22 protein-coding genes are annotated in these 22,300 nt (G+C 68.8%); 6 read left to right on the forward strand and 16 right to left on the reverse strand.

What is annotated here, in order from left to right:
* Nucleotides 1-138: 138 nt before the first annotated feature.
* The 3 genes from Q8Q77_RS03100 to Q8Q77_RS03110 all read right to left on the reverse strand — a co-directional run bounded on the left by Q8Q77_RS03100 (nt 139) and on the right by Q8Q77_RS03110 (nt 2,146).
* Entirely contained in the window at nt 139-438 is a 300-nt protein-coding gene (locus Q8Q77_RS03100) for a hotdog fold domain-containing protein (RefSeq protein ID WP_305581069.1), read from the reverse strand.
* A gap of 191 nt (nt 439-629) precedes the next feature.
* The gene (locus tag Q8Q77_RS03105; RefSeq protein ID WP_305581070.1) at nt 630-968 is read right to left on the reverse strand and encodes a hypothetical protein; all 339 of its coding nucleotides are present in this window, start codon (nt 966-968) and stop codon (nt 630-632) included.
* Between the two features lie 236 nt (nt 969-1,204).
* Nucleotides 1,205-2,146, reverse strand: a complete 942-nt coding sequence (locus Q8Q77_RS03110; protein ID WP_305581072.1) for a hypothetical protein — start codon at nt 2,144-2,146, stop codon at nt 1,205-1,207.
* Nucleotides 2,147-2,333: 187 nt separating this feature from the next.
* Between Q8Q77_RS03110 and Q8Q77_RS03115 the strand changes: the two genes are divergently transcribed.
* Nucleotides 2,334-4,280 (forward strand): transglycosylase domain-containing protein, encoded by a 1,947-nt coding sequence (locus Q8Q77_RS03115; protein WP_305581074.1) that lies wholly within the window; start codon nt 2,334-2,336, stop codon nt 4,278-4,280.
* Nucleotides 4,281-4,365: 85 nt separating this feature from the next.
* On the opposite strand, the gene Q8Q77_RS03120 is transcribed toward Q8Q77_RS03115, so the two are convergent.
* From Q8Q77_RS03120 to Q8Q77_RS03130, 3 genes are all read right to left on the reverse strand, one after another.
* Nucleotides 4,366-5,103 carry a M48 family metallopeptidase gene (locus Q8Q77_RS03120; RefSeq protein WP_305581076.1) on the reverse strand — a complete coding sequence of 246 codons (738 nt, stop codon included), beginning with the start codon at nt 5,101-5,103 and terminating at the stop codon, nt 4,366-4,368.
* Nucleotides 5,104-5,112: 9 nt separating this feature from the next.
* A complete protein-coding gene (locus Q8Q77_RS03125; protein WP_305581078.1) occupies nt 5,113-6,384 on the reverse strand; it encodes a polyhydroxyalkanoate depolymerase in 1,272 nt (423 codons plus the stop codon).
* A gap of 140 nt (nt 6,385-6,524) precedes the next feature.
* The gene (locus Q8Q77_RS03130; RefSeq protein WP_305581080.1) at nt 6,525-7,115 is read right to left on the reverse strand and encodes an SCO family protein; all 591 of its coding nucleotides are present in this window, start codon (nt 7,113-7,115) and stop codon (nt 6,525-6,527) included.
* Between the two features lie 52 nt (nt 7,116-7,167).
* Between Q8Q77_RS03130 and Q8Q77_RS03135 the strand changes: the two genes are divergently transcribed.
* A complete protein-coding gene (locus tag Q8Q77_RS03135) occupies nt 7,168-8,556 on the forward strand; it encodes an ActS/PrrB/RegB family redox-sensitive histidine kinase (protein ID WP_305581082.1) in 1,389 nt (462 codons plus the stop codon).
* Between the two features lie 92 nt (nt 8,557-8,648).
* Nucleotides 8,649-9,206 (forward strand): ActR/PrrA/RegA family redox response regulator transcription factor, encoded by a 558-nt coding sequence (locus Q8Q77_RS03140; RefSeq protein WP_305581084.1) that lies wholly within the window; start codon nt 8,649-8,651, stop codon nt 9,204-9,206.
* Between the two features lie 153 nt (nt 9,207-9,359).
* Here the strand turns inward: Q8Q77_RS03140 and mmcB are convergent, their stop codons facing one another.
* From mmcB to Q8Q77_RS03155, 3 genes are all read right to left on the reverse strand, one after another.
* Nucleotides 9,360-9,815 carry a DNA repair putative endonuclease MmcB gene (mmcB, locus tag Q8Q77_RS03145; protein WP_305581086.1) on the reverse strand — a complete coding sequence of 152 codons (456 nt, stop codon included), beginning with the start codon at nt 9,813-9,815 and terminating at the stop codon, nt 9,360-9,362.
* Nucleotides 9,816-9,876: 61 nt separating this feature from the next.
* Nucleotides 9,877-10,425 carry a lipocalin family protein gene (locus Q8Q77_RS03150; RefSeq protein ID WP_305581088.1) on the reverse strand — a complete coding sequence of 183 codons (549 nt, stop codon included), beginning with the start codon at nt 10,423-10,425 and terminating at the stop codon, nt 9,877-9,879.
* Between the two features lie 89 nt (nt 10,426-10,514).
* On the reverse strand, nt 10,515-11,642 hold the full coding sequence (locus tag Q8Q77_RS03155) for a ferritin-like domain-containing protein (protein WP_305581090.1): 1,128 nt from the start codon (nt 11,640-11,642) through the stop codon (nt 10,515-10,517).
* Between the two features lie 139 nt (nt 11,643-11,781).
* Between Q8Q77_RS03155 and Q8Q77_RS03160 the strand changes: the two genes are divergently transcribed.
* Nucleotides 11,782-12,783 (forward strand): phosphotransferase, encoded by a 1,002-nt coding sequence (locus Q8Q77_RS03160; RefSeq protein WP_305581092.1) that lies wholly within the window; start codon nt 11,782-11,784, stop codon nt 12,781-12,783.
* An 80-nt stretch (nt 12,784-12,863) separates the two neighbouring features.
* Here the strand turns inward: Q8Q77_RS03160 and Q8Q77_RS03165 are convergent, their stop codons facing one another.
* The 3 genes from Q8Q77_RS03165 to Q8Q77_RS03175 form a co-directional block, all read right to left on the reverse strand.
* A complete protein-coding gene (locus Q8Q77_RS03165) occupies nt 12,864-13,994 on the reverse strand; it encodes a ferritin-like domain-containing protein (RefSeq protein WP_305581094.1) in 1,131 nt (376 codons plus the stop codon).
* Between the two features lie 93 nt (nt 13,995-14,087).
* A complete protein-coding gene (locus tag Q8Q77_RS03170) occupies nt 14,088-14,447 on the reverse strand; it encodes a cytochrome c (protein WP_305581096.1) in 360 nt (119 codons plus the stop codon).
* A gap of 145 nt (nt 14,448-14,592) precedes the next feature.
* Nucleotides 14,593-15,723: a ferritin-like domain-containing protein gene (locus Q8Q77_RS03175; protein WP_305581182.1), complete on the reverse strand. Its 1,131-nt coding sequence runs from the start codon at nt 15,721-15,723 to the stop codon at nt 14,593-14,595.
* Nucleotides 15,724-15,905: 182 nt separating this feature from the next.
* Between Q8Q77_RS03175 and Q8Q77_RS03180 the strand changes: the two genes are divergently transcribed.
* Nucleotides 15,906-16,889 (forward strand): RNA polymerase sigma factor, encoded by a 984-nt coding sequence (locus Q8Q77_RS03180; protein ID WP_305581098.1) that lies wholly within the window; start codon nt 15,906-15,908, stop codon nt 16,887-16,889.
* Here the strand turns inward: Q8Q77_RS03180 and Q8Q77_RS03185 are convergent.
* Both Q8Q77_RS03185 and Q8Q77_RS03190 read right to left on the reverse strand, forming a co-directional pair.
* Nucleotides 16,886-17,293: a metallopeptidase family protein gene (locus tag Q8Q77_RS03185; protein ID WP_305581100.1), complete on the reverse strand. Its 408-nt coding sequence runs from the start codon at nt 17,291-17,293 to the stop codon at nt 16,886-16,888. The genes Q8Q77_RS03180 and Q8Q77_RS03185 overlap by 4 nt on opposite strands.
* A complete protein-coding gene (locus tag Q8Q77_RS03190; protein WP_305581102.1) occupies nt 17,286-17,864 on the reverse strand; it encodes a hypothetical protein in 579 nt (192 codons plus the stop codon). The genes Q8Q77_RS03185 and Q8Q77_RS03190 overlap by 8 nt, the downstream gene beginning before the upstream one ends.
* Nucleotides 17,865-17,951: 87 nt before the next feature.
* On the opposite strand from Q8Q77_RS03190, the gene Q8Q77_RS03195 reads away from it, so the two are divergent.
* Nucleotides 17,952-20,279: an ATP-binding protein gene (locus tag Q8Q77_RS03195; RefSeq protein ID WP_305581104.1), complete on the forward strand. Its 2,328-nt coding sequence runs from the start codon at nt 17,952-17,954 to the stop codon at nt 20,277-20,279.
* 424 nt (nt 20,280-20,703) lie between these two features.
* Here the strand turns inward: Q8Q77_RS03195 and Q8Q77_RS03200 are convergent, their stop codons facing one another.
* Together Q8Q77_RS03200 and Q8Q77_RS03205 are read right to left on the reverse strand one after the other, a co-directional pair.
* Nucleotides 20,704-21,897: a class I SAM-dependent methyltransferase gene (locus Q8Q77_RS03200; RefSeq protein ID WP_305581106.1), complete on the reverse strand. Its 1,194-nt coding sequence runs from the start codon at nt 21,895-21,897 to the stop codon at nt 20,704-20,706.
* A gap of 72 nt (nt 21,898-21,969) precedes the next feature.
* A complete protein-coding gene (locus Q8Q77_RS03205; protein WP_305581108.1) occupies nt 21,970-22,290 on the reverse strand; it encodes a 2Fe-2S iron-sulfur cluster-binding protein in 321 nt (106 codons plus the stop codon).
* Between the last annotated feature and the right edge of the window lie 10 nt (nt 22,291-22,300).

Genomic DNA, 22,300 nt, shown 5'->3' on the forward strand with positions numbered 1-22,300 from the left:
CGCAGCGGCCTAAAGGCTTGAAAGCGCTTGGAAAAGCACATTGGCCGTCGGGACTGGTAGAGCCCCCTGGCCCGAAGCCGCGCGCCTGATAGCACGCGATTTTCGGCGCCGCAACCAAACCGGCCGCGACACCTTGGATTAAGCGGCCTTCGAAGCCTCCGCAGACCGGCGATATATCGCCGAGGCGGCGGCCAGAACGTTTCCCTCAGGGCTCAGCAGGCGCGCGAAGGCGAAGACCAGGGTGCGGGTGGCCCGCTCGACGCCGGCCTCGACGATCACCGCATCGCCCGGCTCGGCAGGGGCGCCGTAGTCGAGGGTCAGGGAGACCGGCTCGGCGCCGAGGCCCACGGCTTGCGCCAGCAGCGGCTCGATCAGGCGCACGGCGGCGGCGGGACCGTCGGGCAGGACGGCGGTTCGGCGAAGGGGTTCATCACTCATGGGGGCGGTCCTTTACGCGTGCGCGCGCGAAAGACAAAGAAAAGGGGCCGCGCGCGCGCGCGAAAGACAAAGAAAAAGGGCGCCGAGGGACAGATCCTCGGCGCCCAAGTGACAGGCTCGACTGGAACAGCGGCTGGGAGGCGCGCCCATCGGCGCGAACCTGGTCGTGGAGCTAGTAGAGGTTGGCGACCTTAGCGGTTGGCGACCTGGGTGGCCGGCAGGGCCGCGACGTTGCAGGCGCCGAGCTTGGCGTCGTCGAGCTGCTTGCGCTCGCCGCCGAAGGCCGCGACCGCGCCCAGTTCCTTAGCCAGGTCCTTGCAGGTGGAGGTGGCGTAGGTCCGCGAGGACGGCGCGGCGGCGACGCAGGTGTCGCCTTCGCAGAGGAAGACGGCGCCGCCGGCGATGACCTTGGTCTTGGCGGCCAGCGGGGCCTGCAGCTTGGCGGTGATCGGATCGCCGGCCATGGCGGGGGCGGCGAACGAGATGGAGACGAGGGCGGCGCAGGCGGCCGCAAGGGTTTGGAGCTTCATGGAAAGCCCTCCAGCGTTTCGGGGAGAAAAGGCAGGCTGTCAGCCTGGCTCGGCGCAATCCGGGGATCCGCGACCAGTATCCCCACCGGCAGCGCGAAAAGAACTAAGCAACGCTAAGATAACACTGCTTAGATTGGGGGCAATAGATATTTTCCGTCTCCAGCTATGCAAAAATGAAGGGGTGCGGAGCCGCCGGCGGTTTCCCATATGTCGGGATCGTCCCGCGGGCCTCCCGATCAGCGCGCCTTGTATTCCTGCCCGATGCGCAGCCCGTAGGTGGTCTGGATCCAGTTGGGAATCAGCGGATCGATGTCGAGCGCCTTGCCGCGGTCGATCCGGCTCGCCGCCTTGTCACCGCCTAGCGCCGACAGCAGGCCGCGCCCGAACAGCGCCGCGGCGTTGGCCGGGTCCTGGGCCAGTACAGTCTCGAAGTCCGCCCGGGCGGCGGAGCCCCGGCCGACCATCATGCTGAGGAAGGCGCGGTCCAGCCGCAGGGCGCTCGAGGCCGGATTGAGCTTCACCGCGCGGTCGCAGTCCCCCTGGGTGTGGTCCCGCCAGCGGCCTCGCGCGCCGGCGGTGCAGAGCCAGGCCCAGGCGTCAGGGTCCTGGGGCCGGGCCGCCGCCAGCTTCTCGTAGCCGTCCGGCAGAGCCTGCGCCTCTCGCTGCGCCGCGCGGAAGCCGGCGAAAACCTGGCCAGTGTCGGGCTTGGCGCCGTCGCAGATCACCCCAACCTCGGCCTCATCGGAATCCGCCGGGCGTCCGACGCGGCCTGCGTAGAGGGTCTTGGAGCTCACCAGACCTCCGTCGACGTCGAAATAGCCGACCGTCCTGTCCAGCACCCGGTGGCGGGCGCAGTCGATGGTCTTGGCCTGGCTCATCATCGCCGTCCCGCCTTCGAGCGAGGTGGCGGACCTTCCGATCACCAGGACGCGAACCTGGACCCCGGCTTCGGTGCGCCGGACCTCGTCCAGGGCCAGGTAGCGCGCGTCGGCCAGGCTCTTGCGCAGGAGCTGGACGCGGCCCTTCGGCACAGCGGGGACATCGGCGGCGACCTGCGCCTGCTTGCGTGAGGCCTTGGCGGCGTCCTGCTGGAGCCAGAAGCCTCCGCCCGCCAGCGCGAGAGCCGCGACGCCGAGCCCGACGAATAGGGGCGTCCGGTTCACCTTGGATCTTTTCATCGCGCCGATTCCCCCGTCCGCGGCCGGGTGGCGCCCGGCGGACCTTGCAGCCCTGAATAGTGGAGCTTGATCGCCGACGCCATCCTGCGGAAGCGCGTTCATCTCTCGTCAATCTTGTCGCGCGCTTGGTGCGGCTAGGTTATCTGTCGCCTCGGAGCGGGGGCGATCCACGGACTTAGGACGACACATGGCCAAACCAGGACCGGGCGCCCGCCGGCCTGCCTCGCGCACCCCCATCCAGGCCCTGCTCTACTGGACCATGGTCCTGGGGGTCTGGGGCCTGATCTTCGTGGTGGCCTTCTTCGCGGTCTTCGCCACCGACCTGCCCGACACCTCCAAGCTCTACGATGTCGAGCGCCAGCCCTCGATCTCGTACCTGGACCAGTCCGGCGCGATGGTGGCCGTGCGCGGCAGCCAGTACGCCCCGCCCGTCGACCTGGACAAGCTGCCGGCCCATGTGCCGAAGGCCTTCGTGGCCATCGAGGACCGCTGGTTCTACTGGCACTTCGGGTTCAACCCGTGGGGCATCCTGCGCTCGCAGATCTACAACACCACCCACAAGGGCGGCCCTCTGCGCGGCGGCTCGACCATCACCCAGCAGCTCGCCCGCAACCTGTTCCTGACGCCAAACCAGAACTACCGCCGCAAGGCCCAGGAGTTGATCCTGGCCATGTGGCTGGAGGCCAAGTTCTCCAAGAAGGAGATCCTCTCCCTCTATCTGAACCGGGTCTATTTCGGCGCCGGGGCCTATGGCATCGAGGCCGCCAGCCAGCGCTATTTCGGCAAGCCGGCCAGCCAGCTCACCCTGGGCGAAAGCGCGCTGCTCGCCGGGCTGATGAAGGGCCCGTCCCGCTACAGCCCGGTCTCGGCCACCGAGCGCGCCGAGCAGCGGGCCAATGTGGTGCTGAACGAGATGGTCCGCTCGGGCGCGATCACCGCGGCCGAACGCGACGAGGCCTTCAAGACCCCAGTGCGGGTCAATCCGACCCTGGCCAGCCAGCGGGCGCAGTATTTCACCGACTGGGTCGACGATCAGGTCCGCTCCCTGCTGGGCGAGCCCACCGAGGACCTAGTGGTCGAGACGACGCTCGACCTGCCCATCCAGACGGCCGCCGAACAGGCCGTGCGGCGCGGTGTCGAGGCGGCCAAGGGCCAGGGGGTGCAGCAGGCGGCCCTGGTGGCCATCGACGGCGAAGGCCGCATCCGCGCCTATGTGGGCGGGGTCTCCTATGAGGACAGCCAGTTCGACCGCGCGACCATGGCGCGGCGCCAAGCCGGCTCGGCGTTCAAGCCCTTCGTCTATCTGACCGCCATGGAGAACGGCCGCACGCCCGACGTGGTGGTGGTCGACGAGCCGCTGAAGGTCGGCAACTGGGAGCCGAAGAACTACACCGGCGACTTCCGCGGCGCGATGACCCTGCAGACGGCCCTGGCCCAGTCGATCAACACCGTGGCCGCGCGGCTGGCCAACGAGGTCGGCACCGGCAACGTGGCCTCCACCGCCCGGCGGCTGGGCATCACCTCGCACATCCAGCTCGACCCCTCCATGGCGCTGGGCGCGGTGGAGGTGAGCCCGATGGAGATGGCCCAGGCCTATGCGCCGTTCGCCAATGGCGGCTTCCTGGCCAAGGGCTATGGCATCACCCGCATCCGCACGGCCACCGGCAAGGTGCTCTATGACCACGCGGTGGAGAAGACCCAGCGCCAGGCGGTGATCGGCTCGCCGGCCCTGCAGTACATGAACCAGATGATGCGCGAGGTGATCGCCACCGGCACCGGGACGCGCGCCAAGGTCGGCGACTACGACCTGGCCGGCAAGACCGGCACCACCAGCGACTACCGGGACGCCTGGTTCGTCGGCTACACCGGCGGCTTCGTCACCGCCGTCTGGGTGGGCAAGGACGACAACAAGCCGATGAAGCGGGTCACCGGCGGCGCCGCTCCGGCCGGCATCTGGCGCGACTTCATGGGCGCGGCCCTGCCCCGCCTGAAGACCCAGGCCATCCCGGGTGGAACCGTCGAGCCGCCGCCGGAAGGCGTCGACCCGATCGGCGACGTCATCGACGGCATCGGCGACGCCATCGGGGTGGGAAACGATCCGCCGCCGACGGCCGGTGAGCCGCCGGCTTTCTAGGCCCGAAAGCGCCCAGATGCTCCCCCTCTGGGGAGCTGTCCTCCGAATGGCCGACTGGGGGGACTTTGACTCTTGTTTGGGGTCGCTACCGCCCGAAGGCGTGGAGCCTGGCGCCTTCGGCTCGGAGCCAGGCGCGGTGGGGTTTTTCGTCGCCGACCAGGGTCTTTACGTGGGCCCAGAAGCGGGGGCCGTGGTTCAGCTCCAGCAGGTGGGCGCATTCGTGGGCGGCCACATAGTCGGCGACCTCGAAGGGGCTGAGCGCCAGGCGCCAGGAATAGCGGATCGCCGCGGGCTTGCCCGGCAAGCCCGGACGGCAGGAGCCCCAGCGGGCGCGGGCGTCCATGACCGAGACGCTGGGCAGCTTCGCCCCCAGGGCCGCGCAGTGGAAGGCGGTGCGCTCGGTGAACACCCGCAGGGCCTCGCGCTTGATCGTCCGGATCACCGCATTGGCGAAGGTCGCCCCCTCGCCCCGCGCCGAGATCCGGGCCGGCTCGTCCCCGACGGCGGGATGGAAGTGAGCGGCCTTGGCGGCGGCCTCCAGGCGGCAGGGCCTGCCGAACAGGTCGATGGTCATACCCGGCGCGATGGATTGCGACTGCGGCAGCTCGGCCAGACGCTCGACGATCCACTCGGCGCGGTCGCGGGCGAAGGCCGCCGCCTCGGGCAGGCGCCGGGCGCTGGGCGCGGTGGCGACGATCTCGCGCTTGGTGCGGTCCAGCCGCAGGGAGACGCGGCGCGCGCGGGAATGGACCTTGAGGCGCACGACGGCGCCGGCCACGTCCAGCCGATCGCCGTCGGCAAGGGATCGGCCGAACAAGCTCATGGCCTCTATCTAGGCTGCGTCGCGCTTCTTTTCGATGCCCGCTTCCTGGCGGCGGATGAACGCACGCACCCGGGGATAGATCTCCTCGCGGAAGCGGCGGCCGTTGAACACGCCGTAGTGGCCCACATGCGGCTGGACGTAGTCTTCCTTGTAGTCGTCCGAGAGCCCGGTGCAGAGCGCGTGCGCCGCCTGGGTCTGGCCGATGCCGGAGATGTCGTCGTTCTCGCCCTCGACCGTCAGCAGGCCGATGTCGCGGATCGAGCCCGGCTGCACGGCGCGGCCGCGATGCTTCAGCTCGCCCTTGGGCAGCAGGTGCTGCTGGAACACATAGTCGACGGTCTGGAGATAGAACTCCTCGGGCAGGTCCAGCACCGAGAGATACTCGTCGTAGAACTCCAGGTGCTTCTCGGCGCCGTCGCCGTCGCCGGCCATCAGGTCCTGCAGGTACTGCAGGTGGGCATCCTGGTGCTTCTCGATGTTCATCGACATGAAGCTGTAGAGCTGGACGAAGCCCGGATAGACCCGCCGGCCCATGCCCGCATAGGGCGCGGGCACCGAGTCGATCATGTTCGACTTGAACCAGGCGAAGGGCTTTTCCTCGGCCAGCTTGTTGGTGACGGTGGGCGAGAGCCGCGCGTCGATGGGCGAACCCATGATGGTCATGGTGCCGGGGCGGCTCTCCTCGCCGTCCTCGGCCATCAGCGAGGCCGCGGCCAGGACCGCGGGTCCCGGCTGGCACACGGCGACCACGTGCGGCCGCGGGCCGAGCTGGCGCAGCATGTCGCGGACGTGGTCGACATAGTCGTGGAAGTCGAAGCGGCCATCCATCAGGTGCACGTCGCGGGCATTGGACCAGTCGGTGACGAACACCTCGTGGTCCTGCAGGAAGGCCTCGACCGTGCCGCGCAGCAGGGTGGCGTAGTGACCCGAGAGCGGGGCGACGATCAGGACGGCGGGCTCCAGCTCGCGGTGACCGGCGCGACGCATGTCGGCCATGTCGCGGGTGAAGTGGATCAATTTCACCCAGGGGCTGGACCAGACCACGTTCTCGCGTACGCGCACCGGCTTGCCGTCGATCTCGACGCTGCGGATGTTCCAGTCGGGCTTGCCGTAGCGGCGGGTGAGGTTGGCGAACAGGTCGGCGTTGGCGAACAGCCTGCGGCCGATATCGCTGTCCTTGGCCGGGTTCAGGGGCGAGGACCAGAAGTCGCGCATGGCTCGCGTGGCGAACCGCAGCGGGGTGGAGGCGTAATAGCCTGCCTCGTAGAGCGTGTAGAGCATCGCAAAAGACGTCCTTGTGCTGCGTCGCAACGTAGCATGACCATACTCAAGGATGTCCAGTGGTAACCGGTTCCCACTGCGACGCTTCGCCGCTACGGCCTAAATTTCGCACCTGCGGCGCCTCAGGCGCCGCACTGCGCCTAGCCCATGGCCTCGGTGACCTGGCGGGCGATCTCCTCCGGGGAGATCCCGTAGGGCAGGACCCGATCGAAGCGGCCCTTGGGGTCCATCAGATAGGCCGGGGTCGAGTGGTCGACCAGGTAGTCGGGGCCCTCGCCGTTCTTCTTGTAATAGGCGCGGTAGGCCCTGGCGGTGGCGGCCACCTGTTCGGGGCTGCCGGTCAGGCCGATGACGCCCTGGGGGAAGATGTCGTTGGCGAGATAGGTCTTGAGCTGGGCCGGGGTGTCGCGCTCCGGGTCCACCGAGACGAAGACCACCTGCAGGTTCGCCGCCCTGGGCCCCAGCAGATCCCGCGCCCGGTCCAGGGCCTGCAGGGTGGTGGGGCAGACGTCCGGGCAATAGGTGAAGCCGAAGAACACCACCGTCCACTTGCCGTTCAGCAGGGTCTCGTCGGCCGCGCGGCCCTCCTGGTCGACCATCTGGAACGGGCCGCCGACCATGGCCGGGCCGGGATTGTCGAACACCCCGGTGCGCCAGGCGACGCCGCCCAGGAAGACCAGGCCCAGGACGCAGGCGGCGATCAGGATCAGGTGGTGGCGTTTCGTGGGCATTCCAGGCCTTTGGGGCTCGTCAGACGGGACGCAACGCGCGATGGTCGGGCGCATGGCGCGCAACGGAAAAACCTCGCCGCCGAAGCCGTCGCCCGGCCTCGATAGGCAAAGCGCCACGCCTGCGCAAGCCGGCGAGGACTGGGGCCTGGGCGGGGCGCGGGGCGGGCGGCTGCGGCTGCGCACCCTGGTCACCCTGCGCTGGATGATCGTGGCCGGCGAACTGCTGCTGCTGGCGATCGCGAGCCTGGGCTTCGGCTTCAGCGCCCCCTACCCGTTCTGCTTCGCCGTGGTCGGCGCCGCGGCCTGGGTGAACCTGCTGACCGGCGTCGCCTCGCCCGGCCAGCGGCTGATCAGCGACTGGGAGGCGGTGGGCCAGCTCAGCTTCGACATCGGCCAGATCACGATCCTGCTGTTCCTGACCGGGGGCACGGCCAATCCCTTCATCCTGATGCTGATCGCCCCGGTGACGCTCGCCGCCGCCACCCTGGCCCCGCGGGCGGTGACGGTCCTGGGCGCGCAGGCGATCGCCGTCTCCATCGCGCTGGCCTTCATCCACATGCCGCTGCCCAGCCTTCCGGGCGCGAGCATCGACCTGCCGCTGAGCTTCATGATCGGGGCGGCGGCGGCCAATGTGGCGGGGATCATCGTCATCGCCGGAAATGTCCGCCAGGCGGCCGAGGAATCGTCGCGCATGGCGCTGGCGCTCGACGTCACCCAGGCGGTGCTGGCGCGCGAGCAGCGGCTCTCGGCCCTGGGAGCGCTGGCCGCCGCCGCCGCCCACGAACTGGGCACGCCGCTGGCCACCATCTCCATCGTCGCCAAGGAGCTGGCCCGCGAGGCGCCGACGGCCCAGGTCAAGGAAGACGCCGACCTGCTGATCGCCCAGTCCGAGCGCTGCCGCGAGATCCTGCGCCGGCTCACCGACGCCCCGGCGGCGGCCTCCGACGAGGTCCACGAGCGGATGAGCCTGCTGCAACTGCTCAACGAGGTGATCGAGCCGCACGCCGACGTCCGCGATGTGCGGGTCGAGGCGATCGTCTCCGGCGCGCCTGGCGTGACCGCGCCCAAGATCTGGCGAATGCCCGAGGTGCTGCACGCCATGACCTCGTTCGTGGAGAACGCCGTCGACTTCGCCGCTTCCGAGATCCTGGTCACCGTGCGCTTCGACGCCCAGAGCGTGGGGATGGAGGTGCGCGACGACGGGCCGGGCTTCGCGCCCGAGGTGCTGGCCAAGCTGGGCGAGCCCTATGTCACCAGCCGGCCGGGGGTGGCCGGGGGCCGCACCGGGCACATCGGGATGGGCCTGGGGTTCTTCATCGCCAAGACCCTGTTGGAACGAACCGGCGCTGTGGTCACTTTCCAGAACGGACGACCACGCGGCGCGGTTGTCGCCGCGCGTTGGCCGAGGGCCCGGATCGAGGCCCCCGGCGGAAATGGGTGACGTCCACGTGAAGCCCCTTGCGGATCGCCGCCAAGCAGCGACATGATGCCGCAGGGAGCGAAGACGCCAACGCTCGCTATCGGAGGTTGCGAATGACCGATCTCTCAGCCGACATCGCCGCCCTGCCCGACAAGAGCTTGCTCGTGCTCGACGACGACGCCCCTTTGCGCACCCGCCTGGGGCGCGCCCTGGAGCAGCGCGGCTTCGAGCCCGTCCTGGTGGGCAGCGTCAGCGAGGCCCTGGCCGCGGTGAAGGCCCACCCCCCGGCCTACGCCGTGCTGGACATGCGGTTGGAGGACGGGACCGGCCTGAAGGTTGTGGAGGCGGTGCGCGACGCTCGCGCCGACGCCAAGGTGATCATGCTGACCGGCTACGGCAATATCGCCACCGCTGTGGCGGCCGTGAAGTCCGGGGCCATCGACTACCTCTCCAAGCCCGCCGACGCCGACGACGTGGCCCGCGCCCTGCTGGCCCGGAAGGACGAGTCACCGCCGCCGCCCGATAACCCCATGAGCGCCGACCGCGTGCGGTGGGAGCACATCCAGCGGGTCTATGAGCTGTGCGGGCACAATGTGTCGGAGACCGCGCGGCGTCTGAACATGCACCGCCGGACCCTGCAGCGGATCCTCGCCAAGCGGGCGCCGAGATAGGGAACTCCTAGATCCTCCCCTTCTGGGGCAGGTGGCGCGTCGCCTCTATCGGCGACGTGACGGAGGAGGTTGCCGCCCACAAGCAAGAGTCAAAGTCCCCCTCAGTCAGCTCCGCTGACAGCTCCCCCAAGAGGGGAGCATCTGGGACGGGCGCTAGCCCTCGAGTTGGGTGACCACCACGCCGGCGGCGCGCATGGCCGCCAGGCGGCCGAAGGCGATGGTCAGGGCCTTGCGCCGCGCGCCGGTCAGCGGCGCCACGGGCGCTTCGCGCAGCACCGCACCGCCGAAGCCGTCGCAGACGATCAGCCCCGGTTCCTCCGGCAGGATCTCGCGCGGGAACTCCGGGGCCACGGCGAAGGCGAACCGGTCGCAATAGGGCATGTACTCATGCCACTTGCGGTCGACGCGGTAGTCCTCCAGCCCGGACTTCACCTCGATGATCACGATCTCGCCCCTGGGCGACAGGGCCATCAGGTCGGCGCGCCGGCCGTTGGGCAGGGTGACCTCGGCCAACGGGGCATAGCCCAGGTCAGCCAGCAGCCGCGCCGCGCCGCGGGTAACGGCGGCGGTGATCTCGGGCCGGGTGACGGTGACGATGGTGACGCCCATGCCGGAATTTATGTTCCGGCTTCGTTCCGGACGCAAGTCTTCCGGAGACCGAGCAGGCGCCTCAGTTCTTGGCGGGTTGGGGGAATTCGAGGCGCGTGGCGTCGTAGCCGAGCTGCTTCACCCGCGTCACGGCCTGGGCCTTGATCGTCGCGGGCAGGGTCGGGCGCTGGGACATCAGCCACATGGCCCGGCCGCCGGGGGTGCCGAGGATCAGCCAACCCTGGTCGGGACGGTGGTCCAGCACCCAGTATTCCTGGCGCACCAAGCCGTTGAAGAAGGTCATCTGCAGCTTGGCGTTGGTCTTGGGGTCGATGACCTTGGCCTTGGCCTTCCACTCGGTGGCCGGGGCGGCGAGCGAGCCCTTGTGGCAGGCCTGGACGACGGTGAACCCGTCGCCGGACCGCACCCAGTCCGAGGTGCCGCCCTGGCAGCCGGTCTGCACCTTATTGGGCAGGCGCGCGACCTCATACCAGCGCCCGGTCATCCGGGTCAGCTCGATCCGCTCGGTCGGCGGCGGCGGCGCGGCCATGGCCGGGACCACGGCGAGGCACGCCGCGGCGAAGGCGACGCAGGCGGCGACGAAGGCGAGGGAGAGGCTCGGAAGGCGCATGGGCTGTATGGCTAACCCTTCGTTGGAGAAATGAAAACGCCCGCGGACCTTGCCGGCGGGCGCATGAACCCCATCCGAACGAAAAAGGGCTATTCCGCGGCGATCGAGATCGCCTTTGCGGCGCGATCCTTGAAATTGATCTCCTGCAGATAGCGGATGCCTTCCTCGGCGATGTCGTCGCCGACCATCCGCTCGCCCTCGGCGGCCAGCTCCTCCATGTCGACGTACATGGCGTAGAACCCCATGGTCCGCTCGGTGATCAGGCCGGCGTTGAGCAGGGTCTTGATGAGCACCCGGAAGATGTTGGTCTCGCCCCGCATCTTGCGGTTCGGGTCGCGCGACTTCCGCCGCTCGACAATGTCGGCGATCACCCGCTCGGGATCGAGGCCGAAGCGCGAATAGATCGCCTGCTGCTGCACCGGCGAGCCCTGGTTGAACAGCAGCGACTGGGCGCAGTGGGCGGCCCAGTCTTCCATGATGTTGCGCTCGGCCTGGGACATCTGCGGCACCGTGCGGTCGGCCCAAATCTTCCCGAACTTATGGTGGAAGGCCTCGTCGGTCATGACCAGCTGGAACAGCTTCTTGGCCAGGGGGTCGCGATTGTGCTTGTAGCCGTTGGCGAAGGCGCCCATGGCCAGGCCCTCGACCAGCATCTGCATGCCGATGATCTTCTTATAGACCTCCGGCGCGTCGATGATCTCCACCAGCAGGGCCTTCAGCGCCGCGCCGCATTCCACCGGCCGGCCCCAGCGGGCCTTGACGTACTTGGCGAAGGCGGTGACGTGGCGGGCCTCTTCGCGGGTCTGGTTGGCGGCGTATTCCTGGGCGCCCTGGTCCAGCAGCACGTGGCAGAGGCTGGCCGACAGGTTCAGCGCGCCCTGCTCGCCATGCAGGATCGAGGAGAAGTTCCAGAGCTGCATGTGGTTGATGAAGGCGATGCGTTCCTTCGGGTCCTTCAGGGTCTGCGCCACATAGGGCAGGCGGAGCGTCGGGTTGAGCTCCTCCGGCGTCATGGCCTCGTTTTCCATGTCGAAGGGGGTGTCGAAGTCGATGTATTTCTTGTCGAGCGGGTCCCAGAAGTGGTCGTGGGTCGCCGAGATGATCTTGTCGAAGGCGGTGGAGCGGTCGCCGTAGCGGTCGAGCGCCAGCATGGACTCGAAGTCGTCGGGCGCCACCGCGCCGTACATGACGTCCTTGGTGATGTTGCCATCGGCCATCGCCATATCCTCCGCGAAATATCGTCGCCCATCTGAAGCGGGCGCTTGAATATGGCGGGAGGATCGCGCTGAACGGTTCAGGCGTCAAAGAATATGACGCGAGCGTCAGTATTCGAACTTAGTTTGGTTGGGGCCCCGCATGAGCAAAGATCCGTTCGAAATTATCGCAAAGTCGCACCGCGATTCTGCGCGTTCAGCGTTGGCGGCGCTTGGGTCCGCGCCGATCAAGACGATCGATCCGGTCTATGGCGGCGCTTCGGGCGCGTCGATCTTTCGCGTCGAGGCGGGCGGCGAGCGCTTTCTGATGCGCGTCGAGGGACCTGCAAGCCCGCTGCTTCCGCGCAATCCGCACCGGCACGCCTGCACACATCTCGCCGCCGACGCCGGCGTCGCCCCAGCGGTCCACTATCTCGACGAGACGAGCGGAGTCGTGGTGACAGACTTCGTGGAACAGCGACCGCTGCACTCGTTTCCCGGCGGCGCCAGCGCCCTGGCCCGGGCTGTCGGAGACTTGCTGAGACGACTGCAGACCGCGCCAGCGTTTCCACAGCTTGTCTACTATCCGGACCTCCTCACGCGAATGCTCGGTCGGCTGCGCGAAGCCGGCATCTTCGCAAGTGGCCTGCTTGATGAGCACGTCGCACGGCTCGCAACCATCCGCGCCGTCCTCGATCGGGAGACGACAAGCCTGGTCTCCAGCCATAACGACCCACACTCAGGCAACATCCTGTTCGATGGAGCGCGCCTCTGGCTGATCGACTGGGAGGCGGCCTATCGCAATCATCCACTCGTCGACGTGGCCATCGCGCTCGACAACCTTGCGGCTTCCCCGGACCTGGAAGACGCACTTCTTGGGGCCTGGCTCGGGCGGCGTGCGGATGAGGAGATTCGCGCCCAGCTGGCGCTCGTGCGCCCCCTCACCCGGCTCTACTATGCATGCTTCCTGCTCAACGCTGCCGCAACCGAACCGCAGGCAACGGCTGGCGACGACCTTTCATCGCCCAGCATTGGCGAGTTCCAGCAGGCCTTGCTCGACGGGCGCCTTAAGCCGAACACACCAAAAGCCATGCACAGGCTGGGCAAGATGTACCTGAACGGGTTCCTCACCGGCGCGCCTACGCCCGCGCTGTCGGTGGCGTGAAGCTTCGATGACGTGGCCGGACTTCCCCACCCGGGCGGCTACGCCGCCGTCCCTCCCCACAAGGAGGAGGGAGGCCCGCCCTACTCCGCCGCGATCGAGACGTTCGCCGCGACGCGGTCCTTGAAGTTGATCTTCTGGAGGTACTTGATCCCCTCCTCGGCGATGTCGTCGCCGACCATCTTGTCGCCCTCCGCCTTCAGCTCCTCCATGTCGACATACATGCCGTAGAAGGCCCGGGTGCGGTCGGTGATGATGCCGGCGTTGAGCAGGGTCTTGATGAGCACGCGGAAGATGTTGCTGGCTTCCTTCATGTCCTCGCGGCGCGCCTCGTCGGTGGCGATGAGCTGGATCTCCTCCAGGACGCGGGCCGGATCGAGGCCGAACTCCTCATAGAGGGCGACCTGTTCCGAGGGCGAGACCAGGTTGAACAGCAGGACCTGGAAGCAGTGGGCGGCCCAGTCCTCGACAATGATGTGCTCGGCTTCGCTCAGCTTGGGGATGGTGCGGTCGGCCCAGATCTTCCCGAACTTGTGGTGGAAGGCCTCGTCGGTCATCACGAGCTGCATGAGCTGGCGGCCGAGCGGGTCGTTGAGCTTCTGGTAGAAGGTGGCGAAGGCGCCCATGGCCAGGCCCTCCACCAGCATCTGCATGCCGATGATCTTCTTGTAGACCTCGGGGCTGCCGATGATGTCGACCAGCAGGTCCTGCAGCACCTTGCTGCACTCGATCGGCCGGCCCCAGCGGGCCTTGATGTATTTGGCGAAAGCCGTGACGTGGCGGGCCTCTTCGCGGGTCTGGTTGGCGGCGTATTCCTGCGCGCCCTGGTCCAGCAGCACGTGGCACAGGCTGGCCGACAGGTTCAGCGCGCCCTGCTCGCCGTGCAGGATCGAGGAGAAGGAATAGAGCAGCGACTTGTTGAGGAACTGGGCGCGGAGCGCCGGCGTGTTCAGCTTCTCCTTCACATAGTCGGTCTGCAGGGCCGCGCTGAGTTCCTCGGGCATCAGGGCGTCGTTCTCCATGTCCCAGGAGGCGGAGAAGTCGATGTATTTCGGGTCCAGCGGATCCCAGAAGTGGTCGTGGGTGGCCGAGATGATCTTGTCGAAAGCGGTCGAGCGATTGTTGTAGCGGTCGAGGTCCAGCATGGACTCGAAGTCGTCCGGCGCCACCGCGTCGTAGATCAGGTCCTTGGTGATGTTGCCGTCGGCGGCCATGCGATCCTCCTGGTGATCTCGTCGGCGCGAAGGTCAACACCGTCGCCAACGGGCGTCAAAGGAAAATGACGCACCCGTCAGATTTGTAATCCTTCAGGGGTTGGGCGTTCCGGCCCGCAGGGTCCGCAGATAGGCCACCAGGTCGTCCGCCTCCCGGCGCTCGATCTGGATGGGCGGCATCTCGCCCGACCCGTGTTGCGATATCTCGGCGAACCGCGTCTGCAGGGACAGGGTGTCGTAGCGGCTCCCAAGGTCGCGGAAGCGGGGCCCGAACGAGGCCGGTCCGTCATCCAGGCCAACCAGGTGGCATCCCGCGCACCGGCGCTCGGCGAAGGCGGCGCCGCGCTGGACCGCCGGATCGGAGCCGGCGGCCTGAAGCGGGGCGCCGGCCGCCGCGGCGCAACCGGTGAGAGCGGCCGCCAAGCCCAGTATCGCCCAAGTCCTGTCCGACATATCGAGCCTCCGTGAGATCGTGCGCACCATGGCGCCGATCCGCCCTCCGTGCGCCGCCAATGCGACCTCGGCGCGTCGTCGCAAGAAAAAGCCCGCCGGAAGATCTCCGGCGGGCGTGAGTTTTCAGAGGAAAAGGTGGTGGCTCCTACTCGGCGGCGATGGAGATCGCCTGGCCGACGCGGTCCTTGAAGTTGATCTCCTGGAGGTACTTGATGCCCTCCTCGGCGATATCGTCGCCGACCATGCGGTCGCCCTCGCCGCGCAGCTCCTCGATGTCGACATAGGTCGCATAGAAGGCCTTGGTGCGGTCGGTGATGATGCCGGCGTTGAGCAGGGTCTTCACCAGCACGCGGAAGATGTTGGTCTGCTCCTTCATGTTCTCGCGGCGCTGGTCGTCGTTCATGATCTCCGCCATCTCGGCGATGACCTTGTCCGGATCCAGGCCGAATTCCTCGTAGAGGTCGCGCTGCTGGGTCGGGGCCACGAGGTTGAACAGCAGGGTCTGGAAGCAGTGCGCCGCCCAGGTCTCGATGATCTCGTGCTCGGCCTCGGACAGCTTGGGGATGGTGCGGTCGGCCCAGATCTTCCCGAACTTGTGGTGGAAGGCCTCGTCGGTCATCACCAGCTGCAGGAGCTTCTTGCCGGTCGGATCCTTGATATTGTTGAAGAAGGTGGCGAAGGCGCCCATGGCCAGGCCCTCCACCAGCATCTGCATGCCGATGATCTTCTTATAGACCTCGGGGCTGCCGATGATGTCGATCAGCAGGGCCTTCAGGGTCGGGCCGCATTCCACCGGCCGGCCCCAGCGGGCCTTGATGTACTTGGCGAAGGCCGTGACGTGGCGGGCTTCCTCGCGGGTCTGGTTGGCGGCGTATTCCTGCGCCCCCTGGTCCTTCAGCACATGGCAGAGCGAGGCCGACAGGTTCAGCGCGCCCTGCTCGCCGTGCAGGATCGAGGAGAAGGACCGCAGCGCCGACTGGTTGACGAAGCGGACGCGGGTCTTCCAGTCGGAGAGGTGGTTGGAGACATAGTTCGTGGACATGGAGATGATCATGTCCTCCGGCAGGAGCATCTCGTTTTCCATGTCGAAGGGCTCGTCGAAGTCGATGTACTTCTTGTCGAGCGGATCCCAGAAATGGTCGTGGGTGGCCGAAATGATCTTGTCGAAGGCCGTCGAGCGCGCGTTGTAGCGGTCCAGCTCCAGCATCGACTCGAAGTCGTCCGGCGCCACGGCGTCGTAGATGATGTCCTTGGTGATGTTGCCGTCGGCGGCCATGCGCTGATCCTTCTCAGGCGGGCGCGCGCGCTGGCGGCCCACGGTTTCCTCTTGCATCGACCCTTTCAAGAGAACGCTGATCAGTCAAGGAAAATGACGCCGGCGTCATTTTCCTACCGGCCCGGTATCCTTGACGCCCCGCCGGTCGTCTTGAGCAGATGGACTTCAAGGGAGGAGCGGCGATGACCGACCCGATCACGGACGACACCTCGCGCGCCCTGCGCACGGCCTGGTTCGACTATCTGGACACCATCGAGCCCCTGCGCCCGGCCCTGCACGCCTACGGCCTGAAGCTGACCGGCGACGTCTGGGACGCCGAGGACCTGGTGCAGGACACCCTGCTGAAGGGGTTCGCCATGATCGGCCGCGGCGACCTGCACGGGCCGGGCAGCCCGGTGGTCAGCCCGAAGGCCTATCTGTTCCGCGCCGCCACCAACCTCTGGATCGACCGGGTGCGCCGCGCGGCGCGGGAGCGCGCCTGGCTGGGCGAACCGCCGAGCCCGACGCCGCCCTCCGATCCCGACGCCGCACGGCAGGGCGCGCAGGCCCTGTTCGCCGCCGCCTCGCCCCAGGCGCGGGCGGCGGTGGTGCTGAAGGACGTGTTCGACTTCACCCTGGAGGAGATCGCCGACCAGCTCCGCACCACCGTGGGCGGGGTGAAGTCGGCCCTGCATCGCGGCCGCGAGGCCCTGGCCGCGGCGGCGGCCGACCCGCCGCCCCGGGACGGCCCGTCCCAGGCGCTGGTGGAGCGGTTCATCGCGGCGTTCAATTCCCGTGACGTGCCGACCCTCACCGCCGTGCTCACCGAGACCTGCTCGATCGAAGTCCCAGGCGTCGGCGGCGGACGCGGGCGCAACGGCGGCTGGGCCGAGGCCAGCGTCGGCCACGGGGACGTGCGCCTGGAGCCTGGCGTCTATCGCGGCGAGCGGGTGGTGCTGTTCTTCGCCAAGGGCGGCAGCCTCTACGACGTGGTGCGGTTGGAGGGCGACGAGGACCTGGTCAGCCGGATCACCAACTACTGCTACTGCCCCGACACCCTGAAGGCGGTGGCGGCGGAGCTTCGGCTCGAAGTCTCGCTGCTGGGCTACCACCAGCCGCAGGAGATCCTCACCCGCATGATCGCCACCACCACCCTGCCCTGGGGCGAGGGGCTGAGGTTGCACTAATCCGCCGCGGCCTCGATGGCGTGGATGTCGTCGTCGGAGAGGCCGAAATGGTGGCCGATCTCGTGGACCAGGACGTGGGCCACCAGGTCCTGCAGGGTGACGTCGCCGCGCTCGGCCCATTCGTCGAGGATCGGGCGGCGGTAGAGGAACACCCGCGACGGCTCCGGGCTCGGGTCGAAGACCGAGCGGTGGCTGAGGTCGACCCCCTGGTAGAGGCCGGTCAGCTCGAAGGCGTCGGGAATGCCCAGGGCGTCCAGCACCTCGTCGGCGGCGAAGTCGTCGACGCGGAACACCACCTCGCCGGCCATGTCGCGGAAGCCCTTGGGCAGGGCGGCGAAGGCGGCCTGGGCCAGGTCGGCCAGGTCGTCGAGGGACGGCGCCGGGCCGCGGAACGGATCACTCATCGGGCACGATGATATGCGGCGACTCGGGCAGGCGCGTCTCGAAAAGCCCGATGTCGAGCGGCTGCTGGGGCTTCACCGCCTGCAGCGGCTGCTGGACAAGGGCGCGGACGGCCTCGGAATCCAGGCTCTGACGGCCTCGTCGGCGGGCCTGGCGCGCCTGGGGGGTTTCGGGCCGGGACGCGACGACCGCGCCGATCCGCCAGTAGGAGACCATCAGCCGCCAGACGGTGGGCGGCGGCGGCGTCTTGGGGGCCGGCCAGCGGCGGCCGTCCTGATAGGTCGGCGCCACGGCGGGCGGCAGGCGAGGCTTGGCCACCGTCTGCGCCAGGCGCAGGAAGCGGTCCTCGGGCGGCAGGCTGGCGGTGCGGCCCGGGCGCTCGTCCTCCAGCCGCCCGGCATAGGCGTCGAGGGCGGCCTCGCGGGTGGCGAACCGGGGGCCGGCGGCCTCGCTGACGAAGCTCACCGGCTCCCCGGCCAGGGCCGCGGCCTCACGCTCACGCGACGCGCGGGCCAAAGGGGCCGCAAGCGCCTGTTCGGCGTTGGCCGCCACGGGGTAGAGGATCGCCGTCATGGTTGCGATCATCGCCGAAAACACCGGACCGGAATATGGTGATCCGATGATTCGCTGTCGACGAGGACGGGCGTCGATGGGACGCCGATGAGCGAGCACGAACTGATCCTGGCCGCCGCGGCCGGAGCCGTCATGCTGGCCATCTGCGCCACCCTGCTCGCGCTAGCCCAGCGCCGGCAGGGGGAGGCGAGGATCGAGGCCCTGCGCCAGCAGATCGCCGGCCTGGAACTGGGGGCGGAAGCCGCCCAGGCCTCGGCCGAGGCCTTCGATTCCGCCCTGCTGGCGGTCCAGGACGGCCATGCCCTGCTGGCCTCGGGCGAGGAGAGCCTGGCGGTCTGCGTCACGGCGCTGGGCCTGCCCCACGCCGATCCGCAGGGGGTGATGGCCGCCCTGATGCGGGCCGACCCCGACCATGCGCGGCGCCTGCGCGCCCTGTTCGAACGCGGCGAGCCCTGCGCCTTCGAGGTGCGGGGGCCCGCCGGCGTGGTGGCCGTCGAGGGCCGCGCGGCCGGCGCCCTGGCCTGGCTGCGGCTGTCGGCGATCATCGGCGAGGACGCCGGCCTGCCCACCGCGCCCCGGTTCGCCGCCTTCCTCGACGCGCGCGCCACCCCGGCCTGGATCGCCGCGGCCGACGGCGCCCCGGTCTGGGTCAACAGCGCCTGGCTGGCCGCCGCCGGCGTCGCCACCCTGGACGAGGCCGCCGCCAGGGGCGCCAGTTTCGACCGCGCCGCCGACACCCTGGCCAGCGAGGCCGCCAATCTGGGCCAGAAGCGCGAGACCCTGCGCTGGAGCAGCCTGGGCGGACGGCGTCGGGCCTTCCAGGTCATCGCCCAGCCGCTGGAAGGCGGCGGGGTCGGGGTCTGGACCGAGGACGTCACCGAGGCCGAGGAGATGCGCGAGCTTCTCAAGCGCCACGTGGCCGCCCACGACGAGACCCTGAACCATATCGCCGACGCCGTGGCGATCTTCGGCGAGGGCAAGAAGCTCATCTTCCACAACACCGCCTTCGCCGAGCTGTGGGGGCTGGAGCCCGCCTGGCTGGCCGAGCTGCCGACCCACGGCGAGGTGTTGGACCGCCTGCGCCAGCGCCGCCGCCTGCCCGAGACCGCCAACTACGACAAGTGGAAGGCCGCCGAGCTAGACCGCTACGAGGACGTGGCCTCGGCCCCCGACGACCTGTGGAGCCTGCCCGACGGCCGCACCCTGCGGGTGGTGCGCCAGCCCCACCCCATGGGCGGGGTCGTGCTGCTGTTCTCCGACATCACCGGCGAGCTGAAGCTCAAGGCGCAGTACAACGCCCTGATCCAGGTGCAGCAGGCCACGCTCGACAAGCTGAACGACGCCGTCGCCGTGTTCGGGTCGGACGGCCGGCTGCGGCTGCACAACGAGGCCTTCGAGCGGTTCTGGAACATCACCCCGGCCCAGCTCGAGCTCGCCCACGACTTCGAGGGCGTGGTCGAGCTGTGCATCCCGCGCCTGCACGACATGGGCTTCTGGCGCGAGCTGAAGGGCCGGGTGGCCGACACCGATCCCCAGGCCCGCGCGCCGATCTCGGGCGAGGTGAAGACCTCGGACTCGCGCATTGTCGTCTATCAGAGCCGGCCCCTGCCCGACGGCGCGACCCTGATCGCCTTCGCCGACGTCACCGACGCGCGCAAGCTGGAGAGCGCGCTGGCCGACCGTTCCGCGGCGCTGGCCGACGCTGAGCGGTTGAAGCGCGACTTCGTCGGCAACGTCTCCTATGAGCTGCGCACCCCGCTCACCACCATCATCGGCTATTCTGAGCTGCTGGAGCGTTCGGGTGAGAACCTGTCGGAGCGGGGCCGCGGCCACGCCGCCGCCGTGCGCACCGCCGCCACCCAGCTCGCCCGCTCCATCGACGACGTGCTGGACATGGCCCAGATCGACGCCGACGAGATGGCGCTGGACCTCGACGACGTCCATGTGGCCGACCTGCTGAGCCAGACCGCCGGGCGCTGGACACCGGAGGCCGAGGCCGCGGGCGTGACCATCAAGGTCGAGCACCTGGACGACATCGGCCTGATCCGCGGCGACACCAAGCGCCTGGCCCAGACCCTGGACCACCTGACCGAGAACGCCATCCGCCAGACCCCGCCGGACGGACTGGTGACCATCGCCGCGCGCCGGGCCCTGGGCGAGATCCAGCTCCAGGTGAGCGACACGGGGCGCGGCATCCCCTTCCACGTCCAGGCGCACATCTTCGACCGCTTCATCGGCCGCGAGCGCGGGGGGCCCGGCCTGGGTCTGGCGCTCGTCAAGGCGCTGGTGGAGCTGCACGGCGGCTGGGTGGCCCTGGAGAGCGAGCCCGGCGCAGGCGCCACCTTCACCTGCCACCTGCCCGAGGCCGCCCAGGGGGCGGCGGGGCATCCCGAGTTGGGGTTCGAAGCGCCTTAGATTCATTGGAGACGTGCGCGGAGACTCAAAAGGAAGGGTCAAAGTCCCCCTCAGTCAGCTTCGCTGACAGCTCCCCCAGGAGGGGAGCATCTGGGTTTGCGCCGACCTTGGATCCTCCCCCAGCGCGTAGCGCGGTTAGGGGGAGGTGGCGCGTCTTCTATCGGCGACCTGTCGGAGGGGGCTGAAGCCCGCAAACGAGAGTCAAAGTCCCCCTCACCCGGCCATGCGGCCGGGAGCTCCCCCAGAGGGGGAGCATCTGAGTTTGCGCCGACCTTAGATCCTCCCCCAGCGCGCAGCGCGGTTTGGGGGAGGTGGCTCGGAGCGAAGCGGAGAGGCGGAGGGGGCTGAAGCCCACAGAGTCAAAATCCCCCTCACCCGGCCATTCGGCCGGGAGCTCCCCAGAGGGGAGCATCTGGAGGGTTCCCTAGACTCGCAGCGCCCGGCGCGACCAGCCGGAATAGGTCAGGGCCGCGGGCCCCGTCGCCTGGGCGTAGGCGTAGCCGGTGAGGCCCGAGCTGCTCTGCAGATGCAGGCGCACCATGGCGCCGGCCGGGGCCTGGAGCCGGAAGCGCCAGCCGACCGGGGCGTTGGGCGCGCCCGGGAAGGCGGCCAGGACGTCGGGTCGTTCGCGGTCGGGCAGGATGCTGACCACCGGGCGGTCGTCCACATGGACGCCGACCAGGTCGATGGCGCAGCCCGGCGTACGCTCCAGGGCCCAGCCGACATACTCCGTCTCGCCGGTCGGCAGCAGGGTGGCGGTCTCGAAGCCGCCCATGGGCGGGCTCGCCACCTTGAGGCCGGAGAGGTCGACCCCTGGCGCGCCCACCACATAGAGGTCCTGGTTCTCGTAGAGCCCCTTGGGGAACCGCCGCCAGCTCGCGCCCGGGCTGACCGCTTGAATGGCGGCGACCACATAGGCTTCGGTCACGTAGGACATGCCGTAGATCTCGAGATCGAGCGAGCCGCTCTCGCTGAATCGCAGATAGGTCAGGCCGGAGGGGTCCATGGCGTGGCCGGCCGGCAGGATGGCCTGGTCGTGGACGCTGAAGGCCAGCACGCCCCTGTGACCCAGGAATCCGTGCAGCTTGGCCAGCCAGCGCTGGAACAGGCCGTCGGGCAGGTGGGAGAACATCGAGCCGACGAAGACCAGGTCGTGGCCGCAGGCGTGCTCGAAGTCGTCGGGATCGGGTGCGGAAGAGACGCCGGTGACGCCGAAGGTCTTTTCCTGCCAGGCGACGGCGTCGTGATAGATGTCGCCGACGAAGATCTGGCGGCGATCGAGCTTCTGCTCCAGCACCCGGGTCAGACGCCCCCAGCCGGAGGCGAAATCCAGCACGGTCCCCAGGTTGGCGAAGCCGCCGAGCGCGCCCTCGACCACCTGCCGGTAGGCCTCGTAGTGGCGCAGGGTCGACTCGACGAACTTGAAGGCCGCGATCGAGAGGTCGTTCTCGTAGTTCGGCAGGATCGCCTTGAAGAACATCTCGTCGTCGGCCGGCAGCGGCCGGCAGAACCGCGCCGCGTCCAGGTCGTAGCGGCGCAGATAGTCGCCGATGAAGGCCTGGTAGCGCGGATCGATCGCATCGAAGGCGAGATCGCGGCTCTGGCCGTCATCCGTCATGGGCGTGCTCCACAGGTCCCGGCCCGATTCCACGAGCCGGGTGGGACCTAACCCATTTCGCCGGAGAGCGCTCTAGTGCTGGCTCTCGGGCATGCGCACGACCAGGCCTTCAAGCTCGTCGGAGACCTTGATCTGGCAGGACAGGCGGCTGTTGGGCTCGACGTTCTCGGCGAAGTCCAGCATGGAGTCCTCCATGGCCGACTTGGAGCCGGTCTTGGGCAGCCAATCGCCGTCCACATAGACGTGGCAGGTGGCGCAGGCGCAGGCCCCGCCGCAGTCGGCGTCGATGCCCGGGATGTTGTTCTTCACCGCGCCTTCCATCACCGTCAGGCCGGTCTTGACGTCGATGACGTGCTCGGTTCCGTCGTGTTCGACATAGGTGATCTTGGCCATTTACTCCCCT

The organism is Phenylobacterium sp. (assembly GCF_030698145.1).
Taxonomy (GTDB): Bacteria; Pseudomonadota; Alphaproteobacteria; order Caulobacterales; family Caulobacteraceae; genus Phenylobacterium.

Bases quoted from the DNA above. Each gene is read 5' to 3' on its own strand.
- Q8Q77_RS03100 (WP_305581069.1), bottom strand. From the start codon at position 438: ATGAGTGATGAACCCCTTCGCCGAACCGCCGTCCTGCCCGACGGTCCC.
- Q8Q77_RS03105 (WP_305581070.1), bottom strand. From the start codon at position 968: ATGAAGCTCCAAACCCTTGCGGCCGCCTGCGCCGCCCTCGTCTCCATC.
- Q8Q77_RS03110 (WP_305581072.1), bottom strand. From the start codon at position 2,146: ATGAAAAGATCCAAGGTGAACCGGACGCCCCTATTCGTCGGGCTCGGC.
- Q8Q77_RS03115 (WP_305581074.1), top strand. From the start codon at position 2,334: ATGGCCAAACCAGGACCGGGCGCCCGCCGGCCTGCCTCGCGCACCCCC.
- Q8Q77_RS03120 (WP_305581076.1), bottom strand. From the start codon at position 5,103: ATGAGCTTGTTCGGCCGATCCCTTGCCGACGGCGATCGGCTGGACGTG.
- Q8Q77_RS03125 (WP_305581078.1), bottom strand. From the start codon at position 6,384: ATGCTCTACACGCTCTACGAGGCAGGCTATTACGCCTCCACCCCGCTG.
- Q8Q77_RS03130 (WP_305581080.1), bottom strand. From the start codon at position 7,115: ATGCCCACGAAACGCCACCACCTGATCCTGATCGCCGCCTGCGTCCTG.
- Q8Q77_RS03135 (WP_305581082.1), top strand. From the start codon at position 7,168: ATGGCGCGCAACGGAAAAACCTCGCCGCCGAAGCCGTCGCCCGGCCTC.
- Q8Q77_RS03140 (WP_305581084.1), top strand. From the start codon at position 8,649: ATGACCGATCTCTCAGCCGACATCGCCGCCCTGCCCGACAAGAGCTTG.
- mmcB (WP_305581086.1), bottom strand. From the start codon at position 9,815: ATGGGCGTCACCATCGTCACCGTCACCCGGCCCGAGATCACCGCCGCC.
- Q8Q77_RS03150 (WP_305581088.1), bottom strand. From the start codon at position 10,425: ATGCGCCTTCCGAGCCTCTCCCTCGCCTTCGTCGCCGCCTGCGTCGCC.
- Q8Q77_RS03155 (WP_305581090.1), bottom strand. From the start codon at position 11,642: ATGGCCGATGGCAACATCACCAAGGACGTCATGTACGGCGCGGTGGCG.
- Q8Q77_RS03160 (WP_305581092.1), top strand. From the start codon at position 11,782: ATGAGCAAAGATCCGTTCGAAATTATCGCAAAGTCGCACCGCGATTCT.
- Q8Q77_RS03165 (WP_305581094.1), bottom strand. From the start codon at position 13,994: ATGGCCGCCGACGGCAACATCACCAAGGACCTGATCTACGACGCGGTG.
- Q8Q77_RS03170 (WP_305581096.1), bottom strand. From the start codon at position 14,447: ATGTCGGACAGGACTTGGGCGATACTGGGCTTGGCGGCCGCTCTCACC.
- Q8Q77_RS03175 (WP_305581182.1), bottom strand. From the start codon at position 15,723: ATGGCCGCCGACGGCAACATCACCAAGGACATCATCTACGACGCCGTG.
- Q8Q77_RS03180 (WP_305581098.1), top strand. From the start codon at position 15,906: ATGACCGACCCGATCACGGACGACACCTCGCGCGCCCTGCGCACGGCC.
- Q8Q77_RS03185 (WP_305581100.1), bottom strand. From the start codon at position 17,293: ATGAGTGATCCGTTCCGCGGCCCGGCGCCGTCCCTCGACGACCTGGCC.
- Q8Q77_RS03190 (WP_305581102.1), bottom strand. From the start codon at position 17,864: ATGACGGCGATCCTCTACCCCGTGGCGGCCAACGCCGAACAGGCGCTT.
- Q8Q77_RS03195 (WP_305581104.1), top strand. From the start codon at position 17,952: ATGAGCGAGCACGAACTGATCCTGGCCGCCGCGGCCGGAGCCGTCATG.
- Q8Q77_RS03200 (WP_305581106.1), bottom strand. From the start codon at position 21,897: ATGACGGATGACGGCCAGAGCCGCGATCTCGCCTTCGATGCGATCGAT.
- Q8Q77_RS03205 (WP_305581108.1), bottom strand. From the start codon at position 22,290: ATGGCCAAGATCACCTATGTCGAACACGACGGAACCGAGCACGTCATC.